The organism is Duncaniella dubosii (genome assembly GCF_004803915.1).
Taxonomy (GTDB): Bacteria; Bacteroidota; Bacteroidia; order Bacteroidales; family Muribaculaceae; genus Duncaniella; species Duncaniella dubosii.
This window is the reverse complement of sequence record NZ_CP039396.1, coordinates 3,349,705-3,369,716: the sequence shown is the minus strand read 5'-3', so window position 1 is coordinate 3,369,716 and position 20,012 is coordinate 3,349,705. Positions and strand designations below refer to the sequence as shown.

The 20,012-nt window shown below is 47.9% G+C and carries 20 protein-coding genes and 2 pseudogenes; 5 read left to right on the top strand and 17 right to left on the bottom strand.

Translation table 11 applies throughout. The features are described from left to right. Nucleotides 1–6 precede the first annotated feature (6 nt). From tnpC (E7747_RS14980) to E7747_RS14920, 14 genes and pseudogenes are all read right to left on the bottom strand, one after another. Nucleotides 7–1,608, bottom strand: a complete 1,602-nt coding sequence (tnpC, locus tag E7747_RS14980; RefSeq protein WP_136416798.1) for an IS66 family transposase — start codon at nucleotides 1,606–1,608, stop codon at nucleotides 7–9. A gap of 78 nt (nucleotides 1,609–1,686) precedes the next feature. Beyond that, nucleotides 1,687–2,043: an IS66 family insertion sequence element accessory protein TnpB gene (gene tnpB / locus E7747_RS14975; RefSeq protein WP_136413421.1), complete on the bottom strand. Its 357-nt coding sequence runs from the start codon at nucleotides 2,041–2,043 to the stop codon at nucleotides 1,687–1,689. Further along, nucleotides 2,030–2,446: a hypothetical protein gene (locus E7747_RS14970; protein WP_136413419.1), complete on the bottom strand. Its 417-nt coding sequence runs from the start codon at nucleotides 2,444–2,446 to the stop codon at nucleotides 2,030–2,032. The genes tnpB (E7747_RS14975) and E7747_RS14970 overlap by 14 nt, the downstream gene beginning before the upstream one ends. 51 nt (nucleotides 2,447–2,497) lie before the next feature. After that, nucleotides 2,498–3,544, bottom strand: a complete 1,047-nt coding sequence (locus tag E7747_RS14965) for a primase-helicase family protein (protein ID WP_228449199.1) — start codon at nucleotides 3,542–3,544, stop codon at nucleotides 2,498–2,500. A 307-nt stretch (nucleotides 3,545–3,851) separates the two neighbouring features. Next, entirely contained in the window at nucleotides 3,852–4,226 is a 375-nt protein-coding gene (locus tag E7747_RS14960) for a hypothetical protein (RefSeq protein ID WP_136416796.1), read from the bottom strand. Beyond that, on the bottom strand, nucleotides 4,223–5,452 hold the full coding sequence (locus tag E7747_RS14955; protein ID WP_136416794.1) for a site-specific integrase: 1,230 nt from the start codon (nucleotides 5,450–5,452) through the stop codon (nucleotides 4,223–4,225). The genes E7747_RS14960 and E7747_RS14955 overlap by 4 nt, the downstream gene beginning before the upstream one ends. 1,066 nt (nucleotides 5,453–6,518) lie before the next feature. Next, nucleotides 6,519–7,364 carry a Swt1 family HEPN domain-containing protein gene (locus E7747_RS14950; protein ID WP_136416792.1) on the bottom strand — a complete coding sequence of 282 codons (846 nt, stop codon included), beginning with the start codon at nucleotides 7,362–7,364 and terminating at the stop codon, nucleotides 6,519–6,521. A gap of 14 nt (nucleotides 7,365–7,378) precedes the next feature. After that, entirely contained in the window at nucleotides 7,379–8,080 is a 702-nt protein-coding gene (locus E7747_RS17140) for an ATP-binding protein (protein WP_228449335.1), read from the bottom strand. Between the two features lie 132 nt (nucleotides 8,081–8,212). Next, a pseudogene (locus E7747_RS17320) lies at nucleotides 8,213–8,451 on the bottom strand (ATP-binding protein); the annotation flags it as partial. Nucleotides 8,452–8,773: 322 nt separating this feature from the next. After that, a complete protein-coding gene (locus tag E7747_RS14940) occupies nucleotides 8,774–9,112 on the bottom strand; it encodes a type II toxin-antitoxin system HicB family antitoxin (RefSeq protein WP_136416790.1) in 339 nt (112 codons plus the stop codon). After that, complete coding sequence (locus E7747_RS14935) at nucleotides 9,109–9,363, bottom strand: type II toxin-antitoxin system HicA family toxin (RefSeq protein WP_136416788.1); 255 nt, start codon at nucleotides 9,361–9,363, stop codon at nucleotides 9,109–9,111. Before E7747_RS14935 ends, E7747_RS14940 begins: the two co-directional genes overlap by 4 nt. Before the next feature lie 387 nt (nucleotides 9,364–9,750). Further along, complete coding sequence (locus E7747_RS14930) at nucleotides 9,751–11,025, bottom strand: sigma-54-dependent transcriptional regulator (protein WP_168185367.1); 1,275 nt, start codon at nucleotides 11,023–11,025, stop codon at nucleotides 9,751–9,753. Nucleotides 11,026–11,199: 174 nt separating this feature from the next. Further along, nucleotides 11,200–12,084: a GLPGLI family protein gene (locus tag E7747_RS14925; RefSeq protein ID WP_123486668.1), complete on the bottom strand. Its 885-nt coding sequence runs from the start codon at nucleotides 12,082–12,084 to the stop codon at nucleotides 11,200–11,202. A 35-nt stretch (nucleotides 12,085–12,119) separates the two neighbouring features. After that, complete coding sequence (locus E7747_RS14920; RefSeq protein ID WP_136416784.1) at nucleotides 12,120–13,319, bottom strand: hypothetical protein; 1,200 nt, start codon at nucleotides 13,317–13,319, stop codon at nucleotides 12,120–12,122. A gap of 163 nt (nucleotides 13,320–13,482) precedes the next feature. Here E7747_RS14920 and E7747_RS14915 point away from each other — a divergent pair, with 163 nt between their 5' ends. From E7747_RS14915 to E7747_RS14890, 5 genes and pseudogenes are all read left to right on the top strand, one after another. Next, nucleotides 13,483–13,899 carry a hypothetical protein gene (locus E7747_RS14915; protein ID WP_136413419.1) on the top strand — a complete coding sequence of 139 codons (417 nt, stop codon included), beginning with the start codon at nucleotides 13,483–13,485 and terminating at the stop codon, nucleotides 13,897–13,899. Then, the gene (gene tnpB, locus E7747_RS14910; protein ID WP_136413421.1) at nucleotides 13,886–14,242 is read left to right on the top strand and encodes an IS66 family insertion sequence element accessory protein TnpB; all 357 of its coding nucleotides are present in this window, start codon (nucleotides 13,886–13,888) and stop codon (nucleotides 14,240–14,242) included. The genes E7747_RS14915 and tnpB (E7747_RS14910) overlap by 14 nt, the downstream gene beginning before the upstream one ends. A 78-nt stretch (nucleotides 14,243–14,320) precedes the next feature. Continuing rightward, entirely contained in the window at nucleotides 14,321–15,922 is a 1,602-nt protein-coding gene (gene tnpC, locus E7747_RS14905; protein ID WP_136413423.1) for an IS66 family transposase, read from the top strand. 63 nt (nucleotides 15,923–15,985) lie between these two features. After that, a pseudogene (locus E7747_RS14900) lies at nucleotides 15,986–16,168 on the top strand (helicase); the annotation flags it as partial. A gap of 254 nt (nucleotides 16,169–16,422) precedes the next feature. Further along, nucleotides 16,423–17,388 carry a toprim domain-containing protein gene (locus E7747_RS14890; protein WP_136416782.1) on the top strand — a complete coding sequence of 322 codons (966 nt, stop codon included), beginning with the start codon at nucleotides 16,423–16,425 and terminating at the stop codon, nucleotides 17,386–17,388. Nucleotides 17,389–17,570: 182 nt separating this feature from the next. Here the strand turns inward: E7747_RS14890 and tnpC (E7747_RS14885) are convergent, their stop codons facing one another. From tnpC (E7747_RS14885) to E7747_RS14875, 3 genes are all read right to left on the bottom strand, one after another. Next, the gene (tnpC, locus tag E7747_RS14885) at nucleotides 17,571–19,172 is read right to left on the bottom strand and encodes an IS66 family transposase (RefSeq protein WP_136413423.1); all 1,602 of its coding nucleotides are present in this window, start codon (nucleotides 19,170–19,172) and stop codon (nucleotides 17,571–17,573) included. A 78-nt stretch (nucleotides 19,173–19,250) separates the two neighbouring features. Beyond that, a complete protein-coding gene (gene tnpB, locus E7747_RS14880; RefSeq protein ID WP_136413421.1) occupies nucleotides 19,251–19,607 on the bottom strand; it encodes an IS66 family insertion sequence element accessory protein TnpB in 357 nt (118 codons plus the stop codon). After that, nucleotides 19,594–20,010 carry a hypothetical protein gene (locus E7747_RS14875; RefSeq protein ID WP_136413419.1) on the bottom strand — a complete coding sequence of 139 codons (417 nt, stop codon included), beginning with the start codon at nucleotides 20,008–20,010 and terminating at the stop codon, nucleotides 19,594–19,596. The genes tnpB (E7747_RS14880) and E7747_RS14875 overlap by 14 nt, the downstream gene beginning before the upstream one ends. Nucleotides 20,011–20,012: the final 2 nt, after the last annotated feature.

Here is a 20,012-nt window from a genome sequence, read left to right as displayed (position 1 = left end):
GGGCGGCTATTTTTGTGAGAGTTTCCAGCGGTCGGGAAGCAGGTCGCGGTATTTTTCGATCGGGGTGTTTGGCGGCCATGCGGCACATCGGTCGATTATGTCGCAGAAGTAGTCGAAGACGTTGACTCCGCAGCGGTGGCAGGTGATCGCAAGAGAGTGGTACAGGGCGGCGGCTTCGGCTCCGGAGTGGGAGCCGATTGTAAGTCGGCGACGGGTCAGGGATATGTAGCGGTTGATTCGCTCGACTTCGTTGTTGTCGAGTCTGTAGGTGGGTGAGGCAAAGATGCGTGGTATCTCGTCCCATTGTTTGAGTGCATGTTCGGTGGCGGCGAGCAGCGGGTCGTCGGGTGGCACGCCGATGCGGTCTTTGACTGCTGTCAGTCTCATGCGGATTTTCTCGAGCATCACCTTGGAGTATCGTTGTCTCCACTCAAGGTGCTTTCCCGCCGTCCATCCGTCTTTGCCTATGCGGTGCTGATGCTCGAAGTGGTAAAGGAGTCCGAAGAGCTTTGCTATTTCCTGCGCCTTTGGATTGTCTTTCAGATCGAGAAACTTTCGCTTGATGTGCTGCAGGCATGGCAAGCGTTTTATCCCGCTCATCCCACCGATTCCGATATGCCGGTATCCCGAGTAATAGTCGCACTGGAAGGCTCCGTTGAAGCCTTTTATGTGTTGCTCGAAGACTTCGGCCGAGCGGGAGCCGTCGTCATAGAAGAAGTACACAAGCCCGGTTGTCATGCCGACGAACACCCATATGTAGCCTTTCTTGATCTTTCTTCCCGAAGGAGTTGCCACCTGCAGCCGCACTTTCTGATAGGTCTCGTCACCGCAGATATAATTGTCCGCGACTATTGCCTGACCCAGCGCCTTGTATAGATTTTCCAGATGTACCCTTACCTTACTTACGAGCTTCTGTGCGGTGCCTTTGTCAAGGTCGAAGCCGTGGGCACGGAAGTATTCGACAGCATTTTCAAGTGGCATGCAGTGGAGATAGCGTAGCTCGGCGAGTCCGGCTATGAAGGAAGATGTATACTGCGAGTTAAGCAGCGGTGTGGCGGGTGCGGAACCTTTGTATATTTTCTCGTCCTGCACGTATTTTCTGACCTTGTAGATAAATTTTTTGAAGCGCATCGGCTCCATGACGTAGCGCACGACATCGCACTCGCCGATAAACGTCGCCGCCTCGGGATTGAAGTCCGGACTGTCAGGCTCCACTATAATGGTCTCCACCTCACACTCCGGATGCGTCTTCCTTTTGGCGCCGTTGTTGGTACGTTTCTTCTCTGGCTTCTGCTGTCGAGTTTCGGATGTGGCAGGAGTCGTCACCGGTTTCTTCTGACGCTCCGACGGCGAGCCCTGCAGACGCTGCACTGCCTGACGCGCGGCTTTCTCTTTGCTCAGTTCCGCACTTTTGCCTTTCATAGCCTCCTCCATTGAGGCCATTTGCTTGCGCAGTTCATCTACAGTCGCCACAAGCTTCTCGTTGGTCGACTGCAGCTTTTCATTGGATAAAGTAAGCGAGCTGACAGAGGCCAACGCCTCGTCGAGCCGCCCTTGAAGGAACTCGATCTGACGTTGCAGAAACTCTATCAACTCGTTCTTTTTCATGGTGTAAAGTTACAAAAAATATCTGACATTTGCAACTTTCCACGCCATTTATTTATTTGATTAACAAATTATTAAGCCTTATTTTACGGCCATTCTGAAGCGATTTTCGACCATCACCTTCACAGGCGTGAGGCCCCTCATCAGCATATAGAAATCGTCCCATTGGAGCCTGCGCACGCCGTCATCGCCCTTTTTGAGCACCTCCCGGAAACGGCCTCGCGACAGTCTTTTTGTGTACATCAAAAATCCGTCGCCATCCCATTTCAACGCCTTCATGGTCTTGCGGTCCTTTGAGAAAAACACATACACATCGCCCGATGCCGGAGAATGCCCCTTCCACGACCACACCATCTGGGCCAGACCCCGGATGCCGTAGCGCATCGATACCGGCTGCCGGCATACCCAGAGCCGCATATCCGCCTCAAGACTCCACATCACTCCTGCGTGTCATGACATCCACCAGAAGCGCCAGCCCCTCCGCGCTTATCTCTCCCAGACTCACGCCTCGGCCCCAACCGAGTTCGATGTGCACGTCACGCACGACACTGGTGGCACCGACATCCCGGCTCTCATCCGCAACCTGAATACCGGGAACCTTAACCTCCCGGAATAACGGCCCGCCACCTTCCCGCGACGAATCCGGTCTCTCCGGCAGACTGCGTTGATAATCGCTTATGCTGATTTTGCGGCGCCGAAGCCACTCATAAAGCCGCTGGACGTTGACGCCGGTACCGGCACAGAAACGGTTCAATGCGATATAGCCGTCTGTCTCGCATTGATTCTTGTAACGCGTCCATGTCTCTGAATAGACATCGGACAAAGACTTGTTATAACCCATGATTCTTTTTGTCGACAAAGATACAACTCTCTTTCGGAGTTCGTCAATATGCTATCGCGGATGGTTGTACTTGACATATGTGTTTGCCAACAGCGTGAGAATGTCATTGCAGCAAAAAGAGAAAGAGTCGATACCCGTGCTTACCATAATGTCAAGTATAAGTTCGCACATCTCAATCTCCAATCTGTTGCGGTTGCTGCGGATTATCTTCTGCAAGGCTTCGGTATGCAGAAGTGGTGGTGCAAACCACATACGACTCTCTTTTTCGGTGGAGAGCTGCCTGTGCTGCAAATGGTAGAGGAAAGCAGGAATTTCCGTTTTCAGTTTTTGCAGGAAGTCGGTATCGTCCGACTGCAAGCGGTCTATCTTGCGTACCCAATAGCGTGTTTCCTCTGCGTCTATGATGACGGGCAGATACTCGTTGTTGGAACATAATACGAACTTGGCGAAGAACGCTATTTCATCACGGTCTTTGCCTTTGGCTTCCACCTTGTAGGATAACGTGGTACTGAGGTTCTTCAACCGCTCGCTGTCCTCCCTACGACTTAACAACACCTCATCCACCACGATAAGCAGCTTGCCAGCCCAGTCGGAATTGAACTGGCTGCGGAAGTCCTCGTTGGTGTTGAATGTCACGTTGTTCTGAAACAGGGCTTTCAGAAAGTTCAGGAACGTACTTTTGCCAGTGTTGCGTTCTTCCGACACCAACAGCAGGATTGGCAACTTTTGAATGGGTTGCAGGTAGAGCAGTTGCAGGTAGTCCATGCCCAACTCGTATTGTTCCCCGAAGATGTGCTTTACTAACGAACATATAGAGGGGAAATTACCCTTCATCGGTTTGTGGTCTATAGGTTCATAGAGGTTCAGGAACTTGTCCACTATCGGACGGTAATTCACATGGTCGGGAACTGTGCAGAAGCCGTCATACTTGGGGACGGTGGCGAGAAAGTGCTTGCCGTAGTCCTGCCGTAGGGTCTCGTTGTTCCACACGATGCGTTTCTTCACATAGCCACCGTTCAGTCGGGGCTGGTTCACTAACTTGTAGAGGGTCGTACCCACCCGGATAAACTCCTCCTTGCTGATGTCTGGTTTACTCATAGTTCATACGCTTAAACGGTTGATAAATAATCGTATGCAAAGTTAGAGTGAGCTGCTTAAAACCTTGATACGCAAATCACTGCAGAACGGAGCAAAAAACACACGGTATGAAAAACTTGCAGTATATCGGAGAACATAACCATAAAAAATCCCGAAGAAGCACCCCTCTATGACGGTTGTTTCTTCGGGATTATCGAATCCGTATGAATGAATAGCAAAACGCCTACTCAATTATGTATATGGATACATCGTCGGCAATGGGAATACGCATCGGTTTCATTACTTCATGTCGTCATAGCAATACACTTCATGCTTGATATTCAGATGATTTTATACAATTACCCAGCGAAAAGAAGATGCTTGTTTTCTCTTTTCGCAAGTACAACTTTTCAATTACGGCATTCCGTACTCGTTCCGCTCCGTATGAGTTAATACGGAAAGCGAGAGCGACAACCATTTCAAGGCTATAAACCTCCACACCGATTTTGTCCGATAGGTGGATATACCGTTGCACCTCATACTCTTTCAGTATTCCGCTTTTATAGACTGCTTTGATTGCTGCACGGACGGATGGAGCGATAACACCGAACAGGCTGACAAGTTCCGCTTCGCTCATCCATATCGTTTCACTCGGTATAGTTATCGTACCGTGTTCTGTGATTTCGATTACATTCCTTTTCATTGTCCTGCCATTGATACGTTGTTAAACGATTGGTTCAGCCTGTTGCCTAACATGGTAAGGTCGTTGTCCAACTTCTGCGTTGTGATTTTGGCGTAGATTTGGGTCGTGACTATGTTCGTGTGTCCCAAAACACGGCTCACGCTCTCAATCGGCATACCCATACTCAAAGCAAGGGTCGCGAACCCATGCCTTGAGCAATGAAACGAGATGTCCTTTGTTATCCCACACTCTTTCATCACCTTTTTCAGAGGTTTGCAGATAGACCAGTAGTTGAGATTGGGGAACACGAGGTTATCCTCCTGCATGGGGCGGTAACGCTCTATTATCTGTAAGGGAATATCCAGCAGCTTCACTTGGAACGGCACTTTTGTCTTGTGCCGTTTGGATAATATCCACTTCTCACCGTTCACTTCCACGATGTTGTCATTGGTCAGTTCCTTGATGTCCACGAAAGAGAGGGCGGTGAAGCTGGCGAAGACGAAAATATCACGGATATAGGACAGCTTGGCATCCCCGAGCTCGTGCGTCATCAACGCTTTCAGTTCATCTTCCGTCAGGTATTCACGCTCCTTCACATTCGGGCTGATGTGGAACTGGGCAAACGGGTTTCTCGGTATCAGCCCGTTGAAGTGCGCACGCATGACAACACCTTTCAGCCACATACACTTTTCCCATATCGTCCCGTTGTGCAGTCCCGCTTCCGTTGAGAGGTAGGCGGCAAACTCCTTGATGAAGTCGGGCGTAATCTCCAGCATGGACATGTCCATCCGTCTATAGAAAGACTTGATGAACGCAGCCACATGGTTTCTCGCCACCACCCGTGAACGGTAGGTTGCCATAACCCTGTCCTTGCCGACACGTTTCTTGAACACCTCGTTTTCACGGTCGAATGCTTTGAGCAATGTCTCGTACTCGCTTCCGATGCCCTGATAGGCATTGCGCACCATTTCCGCAGTTACAAACGCTTCACGGTCGGACAGGCGTTGGTAGTGCTTGATGATTTGCGCCTTGATGTTGTCCAAAGCGAGGTTGATGTCCCGTGCCTCCTTGCTCTTGCCTTTGGCTCGGTTGCCCTTGATGTCCCAAAGCGTTTTCGGGACACTCTGTTTGCAACTGAACTGCGCCACAGTCCCGTTGATTGTCACTCGTCCCATGATGGGGACAATGCCGTTTTTCTCCTTGCTGCCGTTCATGTAGAACAGCACTTTGAATGTACTTCTTGCCATACTCGTTTTTTTGTTTGCAAAGTTATTACTCAACGAGTTAGACCTTGATAAGCAAATCGGCGCAGAACGGCGCAATCAATGCAGGGAGCGTTAAAAATGCGTCCCGCTTCGGGTAACGATTTGAAAACCGTTCTGCTTCATAGAACTGCTTTCCTTTGCGTTTCCCGTTTTTTGCGGTTGGCTTCATTTGGCACTGTAAACGCTTTAATGATAGCCATTTCAGTGACATTTCAACCTCTTTTCTCGGTTATTCCAAAGATTTTGTAGTAACTTTGCAATTGTAAAATAGCAAAGACTGCGGTTGTAGAGTCAATCGCATCAAATTTATAGGATAACATAACTTCCGCATAAGTTCTATTGTAAATCTGGACAATTTATAAGAACGAGCTTGGCGTGATGCTTATGCTATGCTTACTGCATAGCGTGCATACACACCTTTTCGACAATAGGTAGTCCAGAACCTTCAAGAGAGATGGCGTGAATTGCACGCTAGTTTTTGCCTTCCCGATTTTGCTCCCTTTTTTAACAATTATTCAAATGGAATATTCTTAAAAAAGTCAGTGCGGACATGTGGTTGACAAGCCGAATACAGAGTAAGGCATACTTTGACAAAAGTACCGAAATGTCTGCAAACCGTTCCCTCGGAAGCTCCCTCTGGGAGCAGGAGAAATGCAATCACAATCGGCGCAAAATACTGAAAAGCAATCCAATAACCTCTAAAAAGGGAGCAATTTCAGTATAAAATTCCTTGCTCCCTTTTTGCACACCGGATATTGCCATATATTGCGCTGATTTAGGGTGGGAGGCAAAAAGCAAAACCTCCGAAAATCGTTGATTTTCAGAGGTTTCCTTCGATTTGATAAATCTTATCGTGATCCGCCTGGAACTGCGGAATATCGTTGTAACTAAGTAGTATTCAGAATATTGCAATGCCGCCATTTCCGTTGTTCACGAATTGCACACGGCATTATTTCAATGTTCTGCCCCATTATTTCCATTGGGATTACAAAGATACAAAATTATATTGTCTTATAAAAACGATCAGAAATAAATTTTTGATACGATTTCAGATATGACTCCCAATTTGTTTAACGATTTGTTTGTAATAAAGAGCAACCATATCTTTCTCATCGTCTCCAGCGTAGCTATTGTGTGCGATTAAGCATCGAACTTTGTAAAGCTCCTCAATTTTGGTTGATATCCACCCCTGACTTGGAAAGTAAGCTTTAAAATACTCCCAATTATTTTGAATTAATTTAGCTAAATCTATAAAATCCAAATAATATATGTCTTTATCACCACGAAGCGGTAACCACTTATTTTGACTCTCTTCTTTTTTTCGTGTGGCAATTCCTTTCGCAATGTCGTTTGGAACAGAAATCAAAGAAAAATAATTGTCGCCTAAAGCATTTGACAACACGGTATCAATAAAGTTTCGCAATGAGTTCTCAACGCAATATAATGTCACATATAATTCTGACATTTCCTTACCTTTCTGTTTAACATCATCAGAAAGAATGTCTAATTTACTATTGTTAGCTGTTGAAATAATATCGTTCAATATATCGTGCTGCCCAATACTCAGGGAAGGAGATATGTTAATCTTCATAACATCATATCCTGCGTTTGGAGGCATAACTGTTTGGCAGACCTTTAATAGTATGTTCTTAGCTTCAGGGAGCAACGAAGCGTTAGAGGCAAAGACATCTTTGGGAATATAGAAATTTACAGTTGTGTACATCGCATTCCATCTCTTTTGTGAGAATGTACTACTATCTGAAATTTCACAGTAGCCATCTCTAAGGAGATGATAATATCCGGTATCCCTATACTGAATATCATGAGCAAGTATTGACATTACGGCATCGAAGAAAACTTTATCTTCCGGTAATTCATATGTAAAGTCACTCATATTTATTTTTACTATTAAAACTTATTGGCGGTAATTGCTGAAATTAATTCATTTTTCCACTCGATTTTTTCTTCTTGCGAATTGGTGATAACAAGGAGGTTGTCGCAGTGGAGTTCTTCGGCGGCTTCGACGAGGGCGTCGAGTTCGCGTTTGCGGGTTTTCTCGGAGGTCATGTCGTAGCAGACTTGGATCAGTTGCTCGACCTTTGTGCCTTTGCGGGTAACGAAGTCTATCTCTTTATCGTTGCGTGTGCGGTAATAGAACAGTGTTTTACCAGGAATATAGCCACGGCGCAGCAATTCGACAAACACTTGGTTCTCCAACAGTCTGCCGAGGTTTTCACTGAGGTTGAAAGCCGTGCTTTGCACAAAGCCGTTGTCAACCACATACACTTTTTTAGGTGCTTTAGTCATCAATTTCAGTTTGTTGTTGAAGCGAGGCATGTAGAAGAACAGATACGGTTCTGTCAGATAGTCACAGAATTTCTTTGTCGTTGCGACACTTGACAATCCCAGCTCTCCGGCAAGGTCATTTGCAGATATAGGGTTGCAGAAGTTGGAGAGCAGGTAAGTGGCAAGATTATACAGGTCGGTGGTGTTCCTCACCTTATGGCGTTTGGCTACATCTTTCAGCAGAATGGAATCAAACAGCGTAGAAAGATAGCTCTTGGTGATGCTACGTGCCGGGATTGTTTCCGGGTAACCGCCGTTGCGCATATAGTCATCAGCAAGCGTTATAGCCTGCGCAGCCTGTTCTTCCAGTTGCGGATTGACATTTTTCCAGTTCATCGTTTCTTCAAGGCTGAACGGGAGCATTTCTATCTGGAGATAACGCCCTGTAAGAACGGTAGCCATTTCGCGACTCAACATATTGGCATTACTGCCCGTGATTATGAGGTTCTTGCCGCGTCGGTAGAGTTTGCTGACCCACAGATCCCAGCGGGAAGATTCTGGACTTCATCAAGCAGCATGAAGTCATAGCCGGGATAGACATCTTCAAGTGCCGACATCGCCAAGTATTCATCCCATTTTTCAAGCAACTGATTGTCGTCGAAATTGAGATAAGCGAAATTCTTGCCCTGCAACATAAGCAGAGCAAATACCGATTTGCCCACTCGGCGAGGCCCGGTTATAAGTTTGATAAGCGTATTTTGTAATAGCTCGTCGGCGTCATACCTTGTATGCCGTTGCTGATAAGGGCGCGACATAAGTTCGTCACGCTCTGCCCGCTGATTGAGTATCGTTGTCTTCATTGCAATCTGTTTTAGACTGCAAATATAGCTAATTTTATTCAGCTATATCTCTGTATTGAATAAAATAGATAATATTTTATTCAATATCCTTCTATTGATTGGCTATTTTAATATAATATCGTGTTGAATTCGATAAGGCTCGGAGCGTTAGATTATTTCAGAGCATGGCAGCAATCTGTTTTTCCACAGCCGTGCGTATGAACGAGTTGATGGATACTCCAGCCTGTTTTGCGAGGTAAGCTACACGGGAGTGAATGTCGGGAGTAAGACGCACGTTCAAAGAGCCGGAATAGCTTTTGTGAGGCTCTATTCCTTCTTCGGAGCAATATGCAAGGTAATCGTCAACTGCCTCATGAAAGGCATTGGTGAGTTCCGCAACGCTCTCTCCCTCGAAATTTACAAGTCCGTCAATGCCTTCAATTTTACCAAAAAATACATTATCGGCTTCGCTGAAGGCTACCGAGCCTATAAAATCCTTATATTTCAGTGTATTCATATCAGTCTTTCATTTTTAAGATAATCATAAACCTGTTTCATAACATACCCTTTGATGATATTGCCGGGATGGGGCTTGTGAAGCATTATGGGCTTCAAACCGGCACCCTTGAATATTACACGGGAGCCGGAGGTCTTGCCCTTGTTGCCCGGAACATATCCCAAAGCAACAAGCAAACGTCTCATTTCCTCCCACGTGAAATCGCTGGGCAATGTTGAGAATCGGGCTATCAATTTTTCTTTTGTTCCCATTCATTTTATTTTGGCACAAATGTAACTATTTTTCAGTTGCAAAACAAATCTATAATACGGAAAGTTCGCGGTATTGACGATGAAAGGTGTGATAAATAATTAATAGAGATAGGATACAACATGAATTGGATCAGATAAGGTAGAAAAATAGCGTGCTAATCACAGTTCATAAGTGAAGGCTCTGGTAAACCCGTGTAAGAGAACGTGACAGCACGCTATGCTTGCGCATAGCACAACTTTCACGCATTTGCTCTTACAAGTTCCAATGTACCAGATTTTCACTTAAACAAAATGCGGTGTTATGTTATGATATATGTTATAAACGATTGGCTCTCCAATCGCTACTATTTCAAAATCACTGCAAAGTTAGTGATTTTTGGTGAGCTGTCAAACCTCCGGCTCGCCCTTCTTGCCGATACAGTGTTTTTTACGCTGTTCTATCAGAGCGCGTTCCGAGATCCCCAACAGCTTTGCCGCACCTGTCCAAGAGCCACTGCGACGGTACGCCTCAATGATTTTCTCCTTGTCTTTTTGCGGCTTGCGCAGAACAAGGCTGTCATCGGCATCCGGCTCCGACTGGCTGAAATTGAGGTCGGCTGCCGATATTACATCGGTTTTTGAATGGAAGGCGGCATAAAGTACGGTATCTTTAAGTTCCCTTACATTGCCGGGCCACGGGTGCAGCTTCAACGCTTTGACTGCCGAGGCATCGAGCTTTTTCCTGTGCTGTCCTTTGCTGTGGGCAAAATGTGTCAGGAAATAGTCTGACAACGGCACGATGTCTTCGGTCACCTCCCGTAATGGCGGCACTGTTATATCAATTTGCCGGAGAATATAGAACAGATTTGGGCGGAACGTCTTTTCAGACACCATACGGCGCAGTTCGGGGTCTGCGGTGCATATAACCCTCACATTCGGATGCTCGTTTTCAAGTATGTGCAGAAGCACCGATTGTTTCTCGAAGGTCAGCAACTGCACGTTCTTGATTATGATCGTACCGCCGTCAGCCTTCTTGAAGTACCCTTCCATACGGTTAAGCACTTCGCTGCGCAAATTTGCAGGGTCGTGGTTGCCGACAAGTGCCGCGCCGCCGGCTTCTATGACGGTGCAAGGCTTTTGTGACCGTGAACTTAGCCTGTAAATCTCTTTTGCAATCTGCTCTTTTCCAGAGCCGCATTCGCCGAAAATGACGGCATTGACATCCGTTGCGGCAATATTTCTTATTGCCCGTTCAATCACGGCAAATGCCTCGCTTTGGCGTGGTATAAGCTCGTCAGGGAGTAACAGCATTGTTCTGCCCGGTCTTGCATACCTGCCCACTGTTTCGACAAGCTGCTTGTCCATTGCCGGACGCTGAATGATGTTGACGGCACCGCCGTCTTTCATCACATCGGCAATATCCAATGGGTTGAGATTGTCCACTATGGCGACTACGGGAAAACCGTATCCCTCAGTCTTCTGCCAGTTGATTAACTCCTGTGCTGTGCCACGGACGAATTTCATCGCCGCGACAATCACTGCGCCCGGTGGCAGTTTCGCCACCTCGTCCTTTGCTGCCTCCATAGTCTCGACTGCAATCGGCTCATAGCCGGACTTGACAAGCAAGCCCGACATAAGCCGACGGTCTGATTCGGAGGCATCAACAATGAGTACCTTGTTCATAAGATTATAATTAAACATTTGAGGTTATTCATTAACAGTCCCCGACAAAGCTGCCGAGGACCGAATTTTTGTTTGTATGATTAACTGTTTATTTCAGAGTTCCTTTAATGTGTTATAAATTTTAGTATTAATGCTTAGCCTGTGCTGTTGATTATAGAGTTGCCTTTTTCCATGTTATTTTTCTAATGGGTTATAGAACTGTGACCAATCTTCATTCAGACGATGGAAACCTTGCTCACTATTATCCATAATTATAATCCGTGCGCCGGTATTGCGGACAAATGCTCCTGCGTTTTGATACATTTCACGCTCAAATCGCTTCCAGTCTTCTTTATTCATGGTTTTACGGTTCCAGTCATAACGGATTATCGGCTGCGTTTTTTGCGTTAAGCCTTCTGCCTCAAACACAAAATTATGCTCGGAATCCTCTGCTTTAAGAACAAGGCCCTTGACTCCGTTTAGTTTCCACGGACCGTATGGCAACGGAATGTCATTGGTGTAATATACTTTCCATTCGCGCCCTCCGTAGGTACATTTAGCCGCATGACAGTGGTAGCCCATCACTGTGGCTGTGTCTTCAAGAACGTACGTCCATACAGGAGCGGGAGTATTCTCCGTATATTCAATAACTTGAGAAGTATAGGGAACACGATGGGTGACAATGGTCGTCGAATCAGCATGATTGACAAGAAGGTCAAATCCGACATAATTCTCCGGCACGGTCTGGAATTGCATTGTGGTTTTGAGTTCTTTAGTGTTCCGGATGTCAAGATCACGGAGATTGCGACTGAAGAAGGCGTTGTATTTACGTCCGAGTTGCAGATCCATCAGGTCTTCTTGACTGAGCGAATCGTCTTTCTCAGTTGCCTTGTATTTGAATCGATAGGTGATTGTTAGATAACAGGAGTCAAGTGCTTGTGCTTTGTCGGTATCCTCATGGGCAAGTGTGAATGTCGGTGTATCCATTGCATAGGTAACTGTGACCTGTGCTGAGACATACACACATGAGAGCATCATTAAAGATGCTAAAGCTAAAAGTGTCTTTTTAATCATTCTCATATTGGTGTTTTTTTAGTTGATAATTTTCATAGTTGTTATTTTATGCTGAATCTAATGCCAAGCATGATTGTACGGCCACGCAGACTATATTGACTTGAATACTGTATGATTCCGTTATCATTATAGCGGCGAAATATTCTGCAATCCAACAAATTGCTACATTTGAGGGATAATATTGCGTTCCCTAAGGAATATTCTATATTGCAGTTGAGGAAAGTATTGTTTCTATAACTCGCTGAATAGTCGTTATAATAATACATTACAGTCGGCATCAGGCTAAGTTGCTTACAGGGCCAGATAACGAAAGATGTTGAATTGGTGAATGTATGTTTCGCATTTCCGTTGGCTATACCGTCGGTAAATGTCTTGGATAATGAAAATTCATTTGAAGTCTCAAAAGTAATCCATCGGGCGAAAGAAGCTGTAAAGGAAATGTTCGCTCGCAGATAATTGCTTCGCCCTCTGTGCATGGCATCATCGACATAAAACTCATTCTGACTTGAGCCGATTGTAAACGATTCGCTTATCTTGGAATTCCATTTGAAAAATCCTTTGGAAAATGTCTGGTCTCCCTGCCAGATATTACCACTTGTGGCATACGGCAGTCTTATATACTCGATAATATCGTCAGTCACATCATATCCATTGGATAAGCTATTATAGGAATAAGCATGTGTTAATGTCACACCTCCAAACAGCATATCGAGCACGCTTTGGTAACTTGCACTTAAGGCCGTTTTTATAGTCCTGTTGATTTTAGCCTCAAGTTGGTACGGATTCGAAATAGAAGTACGATAATCAATATATCGCCTCTGTGCCATGAGGGAAAGGGCTGCGGGCATAGATTCCTCGCAGGTTGATGTCAACGCAAAAGACAAACGCTCCGATGGTTTGAAAGTGAGATTTGTGTAAGGTTTGAACGAAAAGAACATTTTGTCATATTCCCATTCTCCGTCTGTCGATGTATAATATTCAAAACCGACAGGCATGTATATCAGCCATTGGAATCGCTGACCGTAATGCAGAAAGAACTTAGGTGTGATGTTGGCACCTAACTGCCAAGTTCGTTGATTTCCTGATGTAAGATTTTCAGCCAGATTCAGTTCCGTTTTAGCCTGCTGCCATTGCGCATCGAAGCCGCCGTTGAGGTTGAACATAAAATGAGGCACTGCAACGGCGATTATAGATGCAGTTCCGCCGGTGTTCAGATTTCTTTGTCTTACAGTCTGATCCATATCACATTCTATCAACCGAAGTATTCCGAATTTATCAGTATAATTGGCATGCAAGGTCGCCTCGCCAATGCCCCCCTGTTTATTCTTATAATTGTACAACCATCCGCGATAGCATATTGACGAACTCCGAAAGAGAGTTGTATCTTTGTCGACAAAAAGAATCATGGGTTATAACAAGTCTTTGTCCGATGTCTATTCAGAGACATGGACGCGTTACAAGAATCAATGCGAGACAGACGGCTATATCGCATTGAACCGTTTCTGTGCCGGTACCGGCGTCAACGTCCAGCGGCTTTATGAGTGGCTTCGGCGCCGCAAAATCAGCATAAGCGATTATCAACGCAGTCTGCCGGAGAGACCGGATTCGTCGCGGGAAGGTGGCGGGCCGTTATTCCGGGAGGTTAAGGTTCCCGGTATTCAGGTTGCGGATGAGAGCCGGGATGTCGGTGCCACCAGTGTCGTGCGTGACGTGCACATCGAACTCGGTTGGGGCCGAGGCGTGAGTCTGGGAGAGATAAGCGCGGAGGGGCTGGCGCTTCTGGTGGATGTCATGACACGCAGGAGTGATGTGGAGTCTTGAGGCGGATATGCGGCTCTGGGTATGCCGGCAGCCGGTATCGATGCGCTACGGCATCCGGGGTCTGGCCCAGATGGTGTGGTCGTGGAAGGGGCATTCTCCGGCATCGGGCGATGTGTATGTGTTTTTCTCAAAGGACCGCAAGACCATGAAGGCGTTGAAATGGGATGGCGACGGATTTTTGATGTACACAAAAAGACTGTCGCGAGGCCGTTTCCGGGAGGTGCTCAAAAAGGGCGATGACGGCGTGCGCAGGCTCCAATGGGACGATTTCTATATGCTGATGAGGGGCCTCACGCCTGTGAAGGTGATGGTCGAAAATCGCTTCAGAATGGCCGTAAAATAAGGCTTAATAATTTGTTAATCAAATAAATAAATGGCGTGGAAAGTTGCAAATGTCAGATATTTTTTGTAACTTTACACCATGAAAAAGAACGAGTTGATAGAGTTTCTGCAACGTCAGATCGAGTTCCTTCAAGGGCGGCTCGACGAGGCGTTGGCCTCTGTCAGCTCGCTTACTTTATCCAATGAAAAGCTGCAGTCGACCAACGAGAAGCTTGTGGCGACTGTAGATGAACTGCGCAAGCAAATGGCCTCAATGGAGGAGGCTATGAAAGGCAAAAGTGCGGAACTGAGCAAAGAGAAAGCCGCGCGTCAGGCAGTGCAGCGTCTGCAGGGCTCGCCGTCGGAGCGTCAGAAGAAACCGGTGACGACTCCTGCCACATCCGAAACTCGACAGCAGAAGCCAGAGAAGAAACGTACCAACAACGGCGCCAAAAGGAAGACGCATCCGGAGTGTGAGGTGGAGACCATTATAGTGGAGCCTGACAGTCCGGACTTCAATCCCGAGGCGGCGACGTTTATCGGCGAGTGCGATGTCGTGCGCTACGTCATGGAGCCGATGCGCTTCAAAAAAATTATCTACAAGGTCAGAAAATACGTGCAGGACGAGAAAATATACAAAGGTTCCGCACCCGCCACACCGCTGCTTAACTCGCAGTATACATCTTCCTTCATAGCCGGACTCGCCGAGCTACGCTATCTCCACTGCATGCCACTTGAAAATGCTGTCGAATACTTCCGTGCCCACGGCTTCGACCTTGACAAAGGCACCGCACAGAAGCTCGTAAGTAAGGTAAGGGTACATCTGGAAAATCTATACAAGGCGCTGGGTCAGGCAATAGTCGCGGACAATTATATCTGCGGTGACGAGACCTATCAGAAAGTGCGGCTGCAGGTGGCAACTCCTTCGGGAAGAAAGATCAAGAAAGGCTACATATGGGTGTTCGTCGGCATGACAACCGGGCTTGTGTACTTCTTCTATGACGACGGCTCCCGCTCGGCCGAAGTCTTCGAGCAACACATAAAAGGCTTCAACGGAGCCTTCCAGTGCGACTATTACTCGGGATACCGGCATATCGGAATCGGTGGGATGAGCGGGATAAAACGCTTGCCATGCCTGCAGCACATCAAGCGAAAGTTTCTCGATCTGAAAGACAATCCAAAGGCGCAGGAAATAGCAAAGCTCTTCGGACTCCTTTACCACTTCGAGCATCAGCACCGCATAGGCAAAGACGGATGGACGGCGGGAAAGCACCTTGAGTGGAGACAACGATACTCCAAGGTGATGCTCGAGAAAATCCGCATGAGACTGACAGCAGTCAAAGACCGCATCGGCGTGCCACCCGACGACCCGCTGCTCGCCGCCACCGAACATGCACTCAAACAATGGGACGAGATACCACGCATCTTTGCCTCACCCACCTACAGACTCGACAACAACGAAGTCGAGCGAATCAACCGCTACATATCCCTGACCCGTCGCCGACTTACAATCGGCTCCCACTCCGGAGCCGAAGCCGCCGCCCTGTACCACTCTCTTGCGATCACCTGCCACCGCTGCGGAGTCAACGTCTTCGACTACTTCTGCGACATAATCGACCGATGTGCCGCATGGCCGCCAAACACCCCGATCGAAAAATACCGCGACCTGCTTCCCGACCGCTGGAAACTCTCACAAAAATAGCCGCCCAAAACCTGGACGGCTATTTTTTTAAGCTATACCTGCTGTCGCGGACGGTTGTACTATGTCAAGGCGGAGAAATACCAAGTAAGAAAGGTATTGCAGGAGTGCTGGAAGCTCACACCTGCACCGAACGGACTTACATACACCACCTACCAACTGAACTACAATCGGGAGTGTCGGTATGAGCCGATAAGGAGAGTGGGACGCTTCTATACCGTCACAAGGCAGCAGCTTGAAACGCTGTAAATCCATTGTCTTTTTGTTGAATTGTTGAATAAGGATATAACCATACTGATAATAAACAATATACACTCTCAACAAAATCTCAACAGACCAAAAGAGAAGTTGAGTCATAAAGCCACGAGCGATTGTCTGTTTCTCTTTTGGCGAGTGGTTTGTTGAGCGGATGTTGAGAATATATCTATTTGGATATAAGTATCTTACATATACCATTCAACGAATCAACGATTTTCATTCACCATTAAAACCATAGGAAGATTATGACTACACAGGAAGCAAAGAAGATACATATCGCAGACTATCTGCAAAGTTTGGGCTACAACCCCGTCAAGCAGCAGGGCAAAAGCCTTTGGTACAAATCACCGTTCAGGGAGGAAACGGAAGCATCGTTCAAGGTGAACACCGAACTCAACCAATGGTACGACTTCGGAACAGGCAAGGGCGGCAACATCATCGCTTTGGCGCAGGAGCTTTACGGTTCGGACTATGTGCCTTACCTGCTTGGCAAGATAGCGGAACAAGCACCGCACGTCCGTCCCGTGTCTTTCTCTTTTCGCCAGCAGGCATCCGAACCGAGTTTCCAACATTTGGAAGTGAGAGAACTCACGCACCCTGCATTGCTCCGTTACTTGCAGGAGTGTGGAATAAACACCGCATTGGCGCAAGCGGAATGTAAGGAACTGCACTTCGTCCACAACGGTAAACCTTATTTCGCCATAGGGTTCCCGAATGTGGCAGGAGGCTATGAAGTGCGCAACCGTTTCTTCAAGGGCTGTATCGCCCCGAAGGACATCAGCCATATCCGACAGTCGGGAGAGCCGAGAGAGAAATGCCTCGTGTTTGAGGGGATGACGGACTATCTTTCATTCCTCACCTTGCGGATGAAGAACTGCCCGACCATGCCCAACCTTGACAGGCAGGATTACGTTATTCTCAATTCCGTTTCCAACGTATCCAAAGCCATAGACGTGCTGCACGGGTACGAGCGCATACACAGTCTGCTCGACAATGACGAGGCAGGACGGAAAGCGTATTGGGAACTGGCAGGAGAGTTTGCCGGACGTATCAGGGACTTCTCCCAAAACTACAACGGGTACAAAGACCTGAACGACTACCTGTGCGGTAAGCCCTTGTTCCAATCGGCAGAGCCGATAAAGCAGGAGAAGCAAGTCCAATCCGCAAGGCGGATGATGCAGCCACCGAAAAAACGAGGGCTGAAAATGTAGGGAGAGGTATGCTTGCAGCCGCACGGATATTTACCAACGGAAAATGCCGTAGCTTATTAGGGAATTTGTCCGAGCCGCATTGCAAGCAACGCTGAAAATTCCCCAATAAGCCAAAGAGGTTGGTACAACCGTCCGCGACAGCAGGTATAGCTTAAAAAAATAGCCGTCCAGGTTTTGGGCGGCTATTTTTGTGAGAGTTTCCAGCGGTCGGGAAGCAGGTCGCGGTATTTTTCGATCGGGGTGTTTGGCGGCCATGCGGCACATCGGTCGATTATGTCGCAGAAGTAGTCGAAGACGTTGACTCCGCAGCGGTGGCAGGTGATCGCAAGAGAGTGGTACAGGGCGGCGGCTTCGGCTCCGGAGTGGGAGCCGATTGTAAGTCGGCGACGGGTCAGGGATATGTAGCGGTTGATTCGCTCGACTTCGTTGTTGTCGAGTCTGTAGGTGGGTGAGGCAAAGATGCGTGGTATCTCGTCCCATTGTTTGAGTGCATGTTCGGTGGCGGCGAGCAGCGGGTCGTCGGGTGGCACGCCGATGCGGTCTTTGACTGCTGTCAGTCTCATGCGGATTTTCTCGAGCATCACCTTGGAGTATCGTTGTCTCCACTCAAGGTGCTTTCCCGCCGTCCATCCGTCTTTGCCTATGCGGTGCTGATGCTCGAAGTGGTAAAGGAGTCCGAAGAGCTTTGCTATTTCCTGCGCCTTTGGATTGTCTTTCAGATCGAGAAACTTTCGCTTGATGTGCTGCAGGCATGGCAAGCGTTTTATCCCGCTCATCCCACCGATTCCGATATGCCGGTATCCCGAGTAATAGTCGCACTGGAAGGCTCCGTTGAAGCCTTTTATGTGTTGCTCGAAGACTTCGGCCGAGCGGGAGCCGTCGTCATAGAAGAAGTACACAAGCCCGGTTGTCATGCCGACGAACACCCATATGTAGCCTTTCTTGATCTTTCTTCCCGAAGGAGTTGCCACCTGCAGCCGCACTTTCTGATAGGTCTCGTCACCGCAGATATAATTGTCCGCGACTATTGCCTGACCCAGCGCCTTGTATAGATTTTCCAGATGTACCCTTACCTTACTTACGAGCTTCTGTGCGGTGCCTTTGTCAAGGTCGAAGCCGTGGGCACGGAAGTATTCGACAGCATTTTCAAGTGGCATGCAGTGGAGATAGCGTAGCTCGGCGAGTCCGGCTATGAAGGAAGATGTATACTGCGAGTTAAGCAGCGGTGTGGCGGGTGCGGAACCTTTGTATATTTTCTCGTCCTGCACGTATTTTCTGACCTTGTAGATAATTTTTTTGAAGCGCATCGGCTCCATGACGTAGCGCACGACATCGCACTCGCCGATAAACGTCGCCGCCTCGGGATTGAAGTCCGGACTGTCAGGCTCCACTATAATGGTCTCCACCTCACACTCCGGATGCGTCTTCCTTTTGGCGCCGTTGTTGGTACGTTTCTTCTCTGGCTTCTGCTGTCGAGTTTCGGATGTGGCAGGAGTCGTCACCGGTTTCTTCTGACGCTCCGACGGCGAGCCCTGCAGACGCTGCACTGCCTGACGCGCGGCTTTCTCTTTGCTCAGTTCCGCACTTTTGCCTTTCATAGCCTCCTCCATTGAGGCCATTTGCTTGCGCAGTTCATCTACAGTCGCCACAAGCTTCTCGTTGGTCGACTGCAGCTTTTCATTGGATAAAGTAAGCGAGCTGACAGAGGCCAACGCCTCGTCGAGCCGCCCTTGAAGGAACTCGATCTGACGTTGCAGAAACTCTATCAACTCGTTCTTTTTCATGGTGTAAAGTTACAAAAAATATCTGACATTTGCAACTTTCCACGCCATTTATTTATTTGATTAACAAATTATTAAGCCTTATTTTACGGCCATTCTGAAGCGATTTTCGACCATCACCTTCACAGGCGTGAGGCCCCTCATCAGCATATAGAAATCGTCCCATTGGAGCCTGCGCACGCCGTCATCGCCCTTTTTGAGCACCTCCCGGAAACGGCCTCGCGACAGTCTTTTTGTGTACATCAAAAATCCGTCGCCATCCCATTTCAACGCCTTCATGGTCTTGCGGTCCTTTGAGAAAAACACATACACATCGCCCGATGCCGGAGAATGCCCCTTCCACGACCACACCATCTGGGCCAGACCCCGGATGCCGTAGCGCATCGATACCGGCTGCCGGCATACCCAGAGCCGCATATCCGCCTCAAGACTCCACATCACTCCTGCGTGTCATGACATCCACCAGAAGCGCCAGCCCCTCCGCGCTTATCTCTCCCAGACTCACGCCTCGGCCCCAACCGAGTTCGATGTGCACGTCACGCACGACACTGGTGGCACCGACATCCCGGCTCTCATCCGCAACCTGAATACCGGGAACCTTAACCTCCCGGAATAACGGCCCGCCACCTTCCCGCGACGAATCCGGTCTCTCCGGCAGACTGCGTTGATAATCGCTTATGCTGATTTTGCGGCGCCGAAGCCACTCATAAAGCCGCTGGACGTTGACGCCGGTACCGGCACAGAAACGGTTCAATGCGATATAGCCGTCTGTCTCGCATTGATTCTTGTAACGCGTCCATGTCTCTGAATAGACATCGGACAAAGACTTGTTATAACCCATGA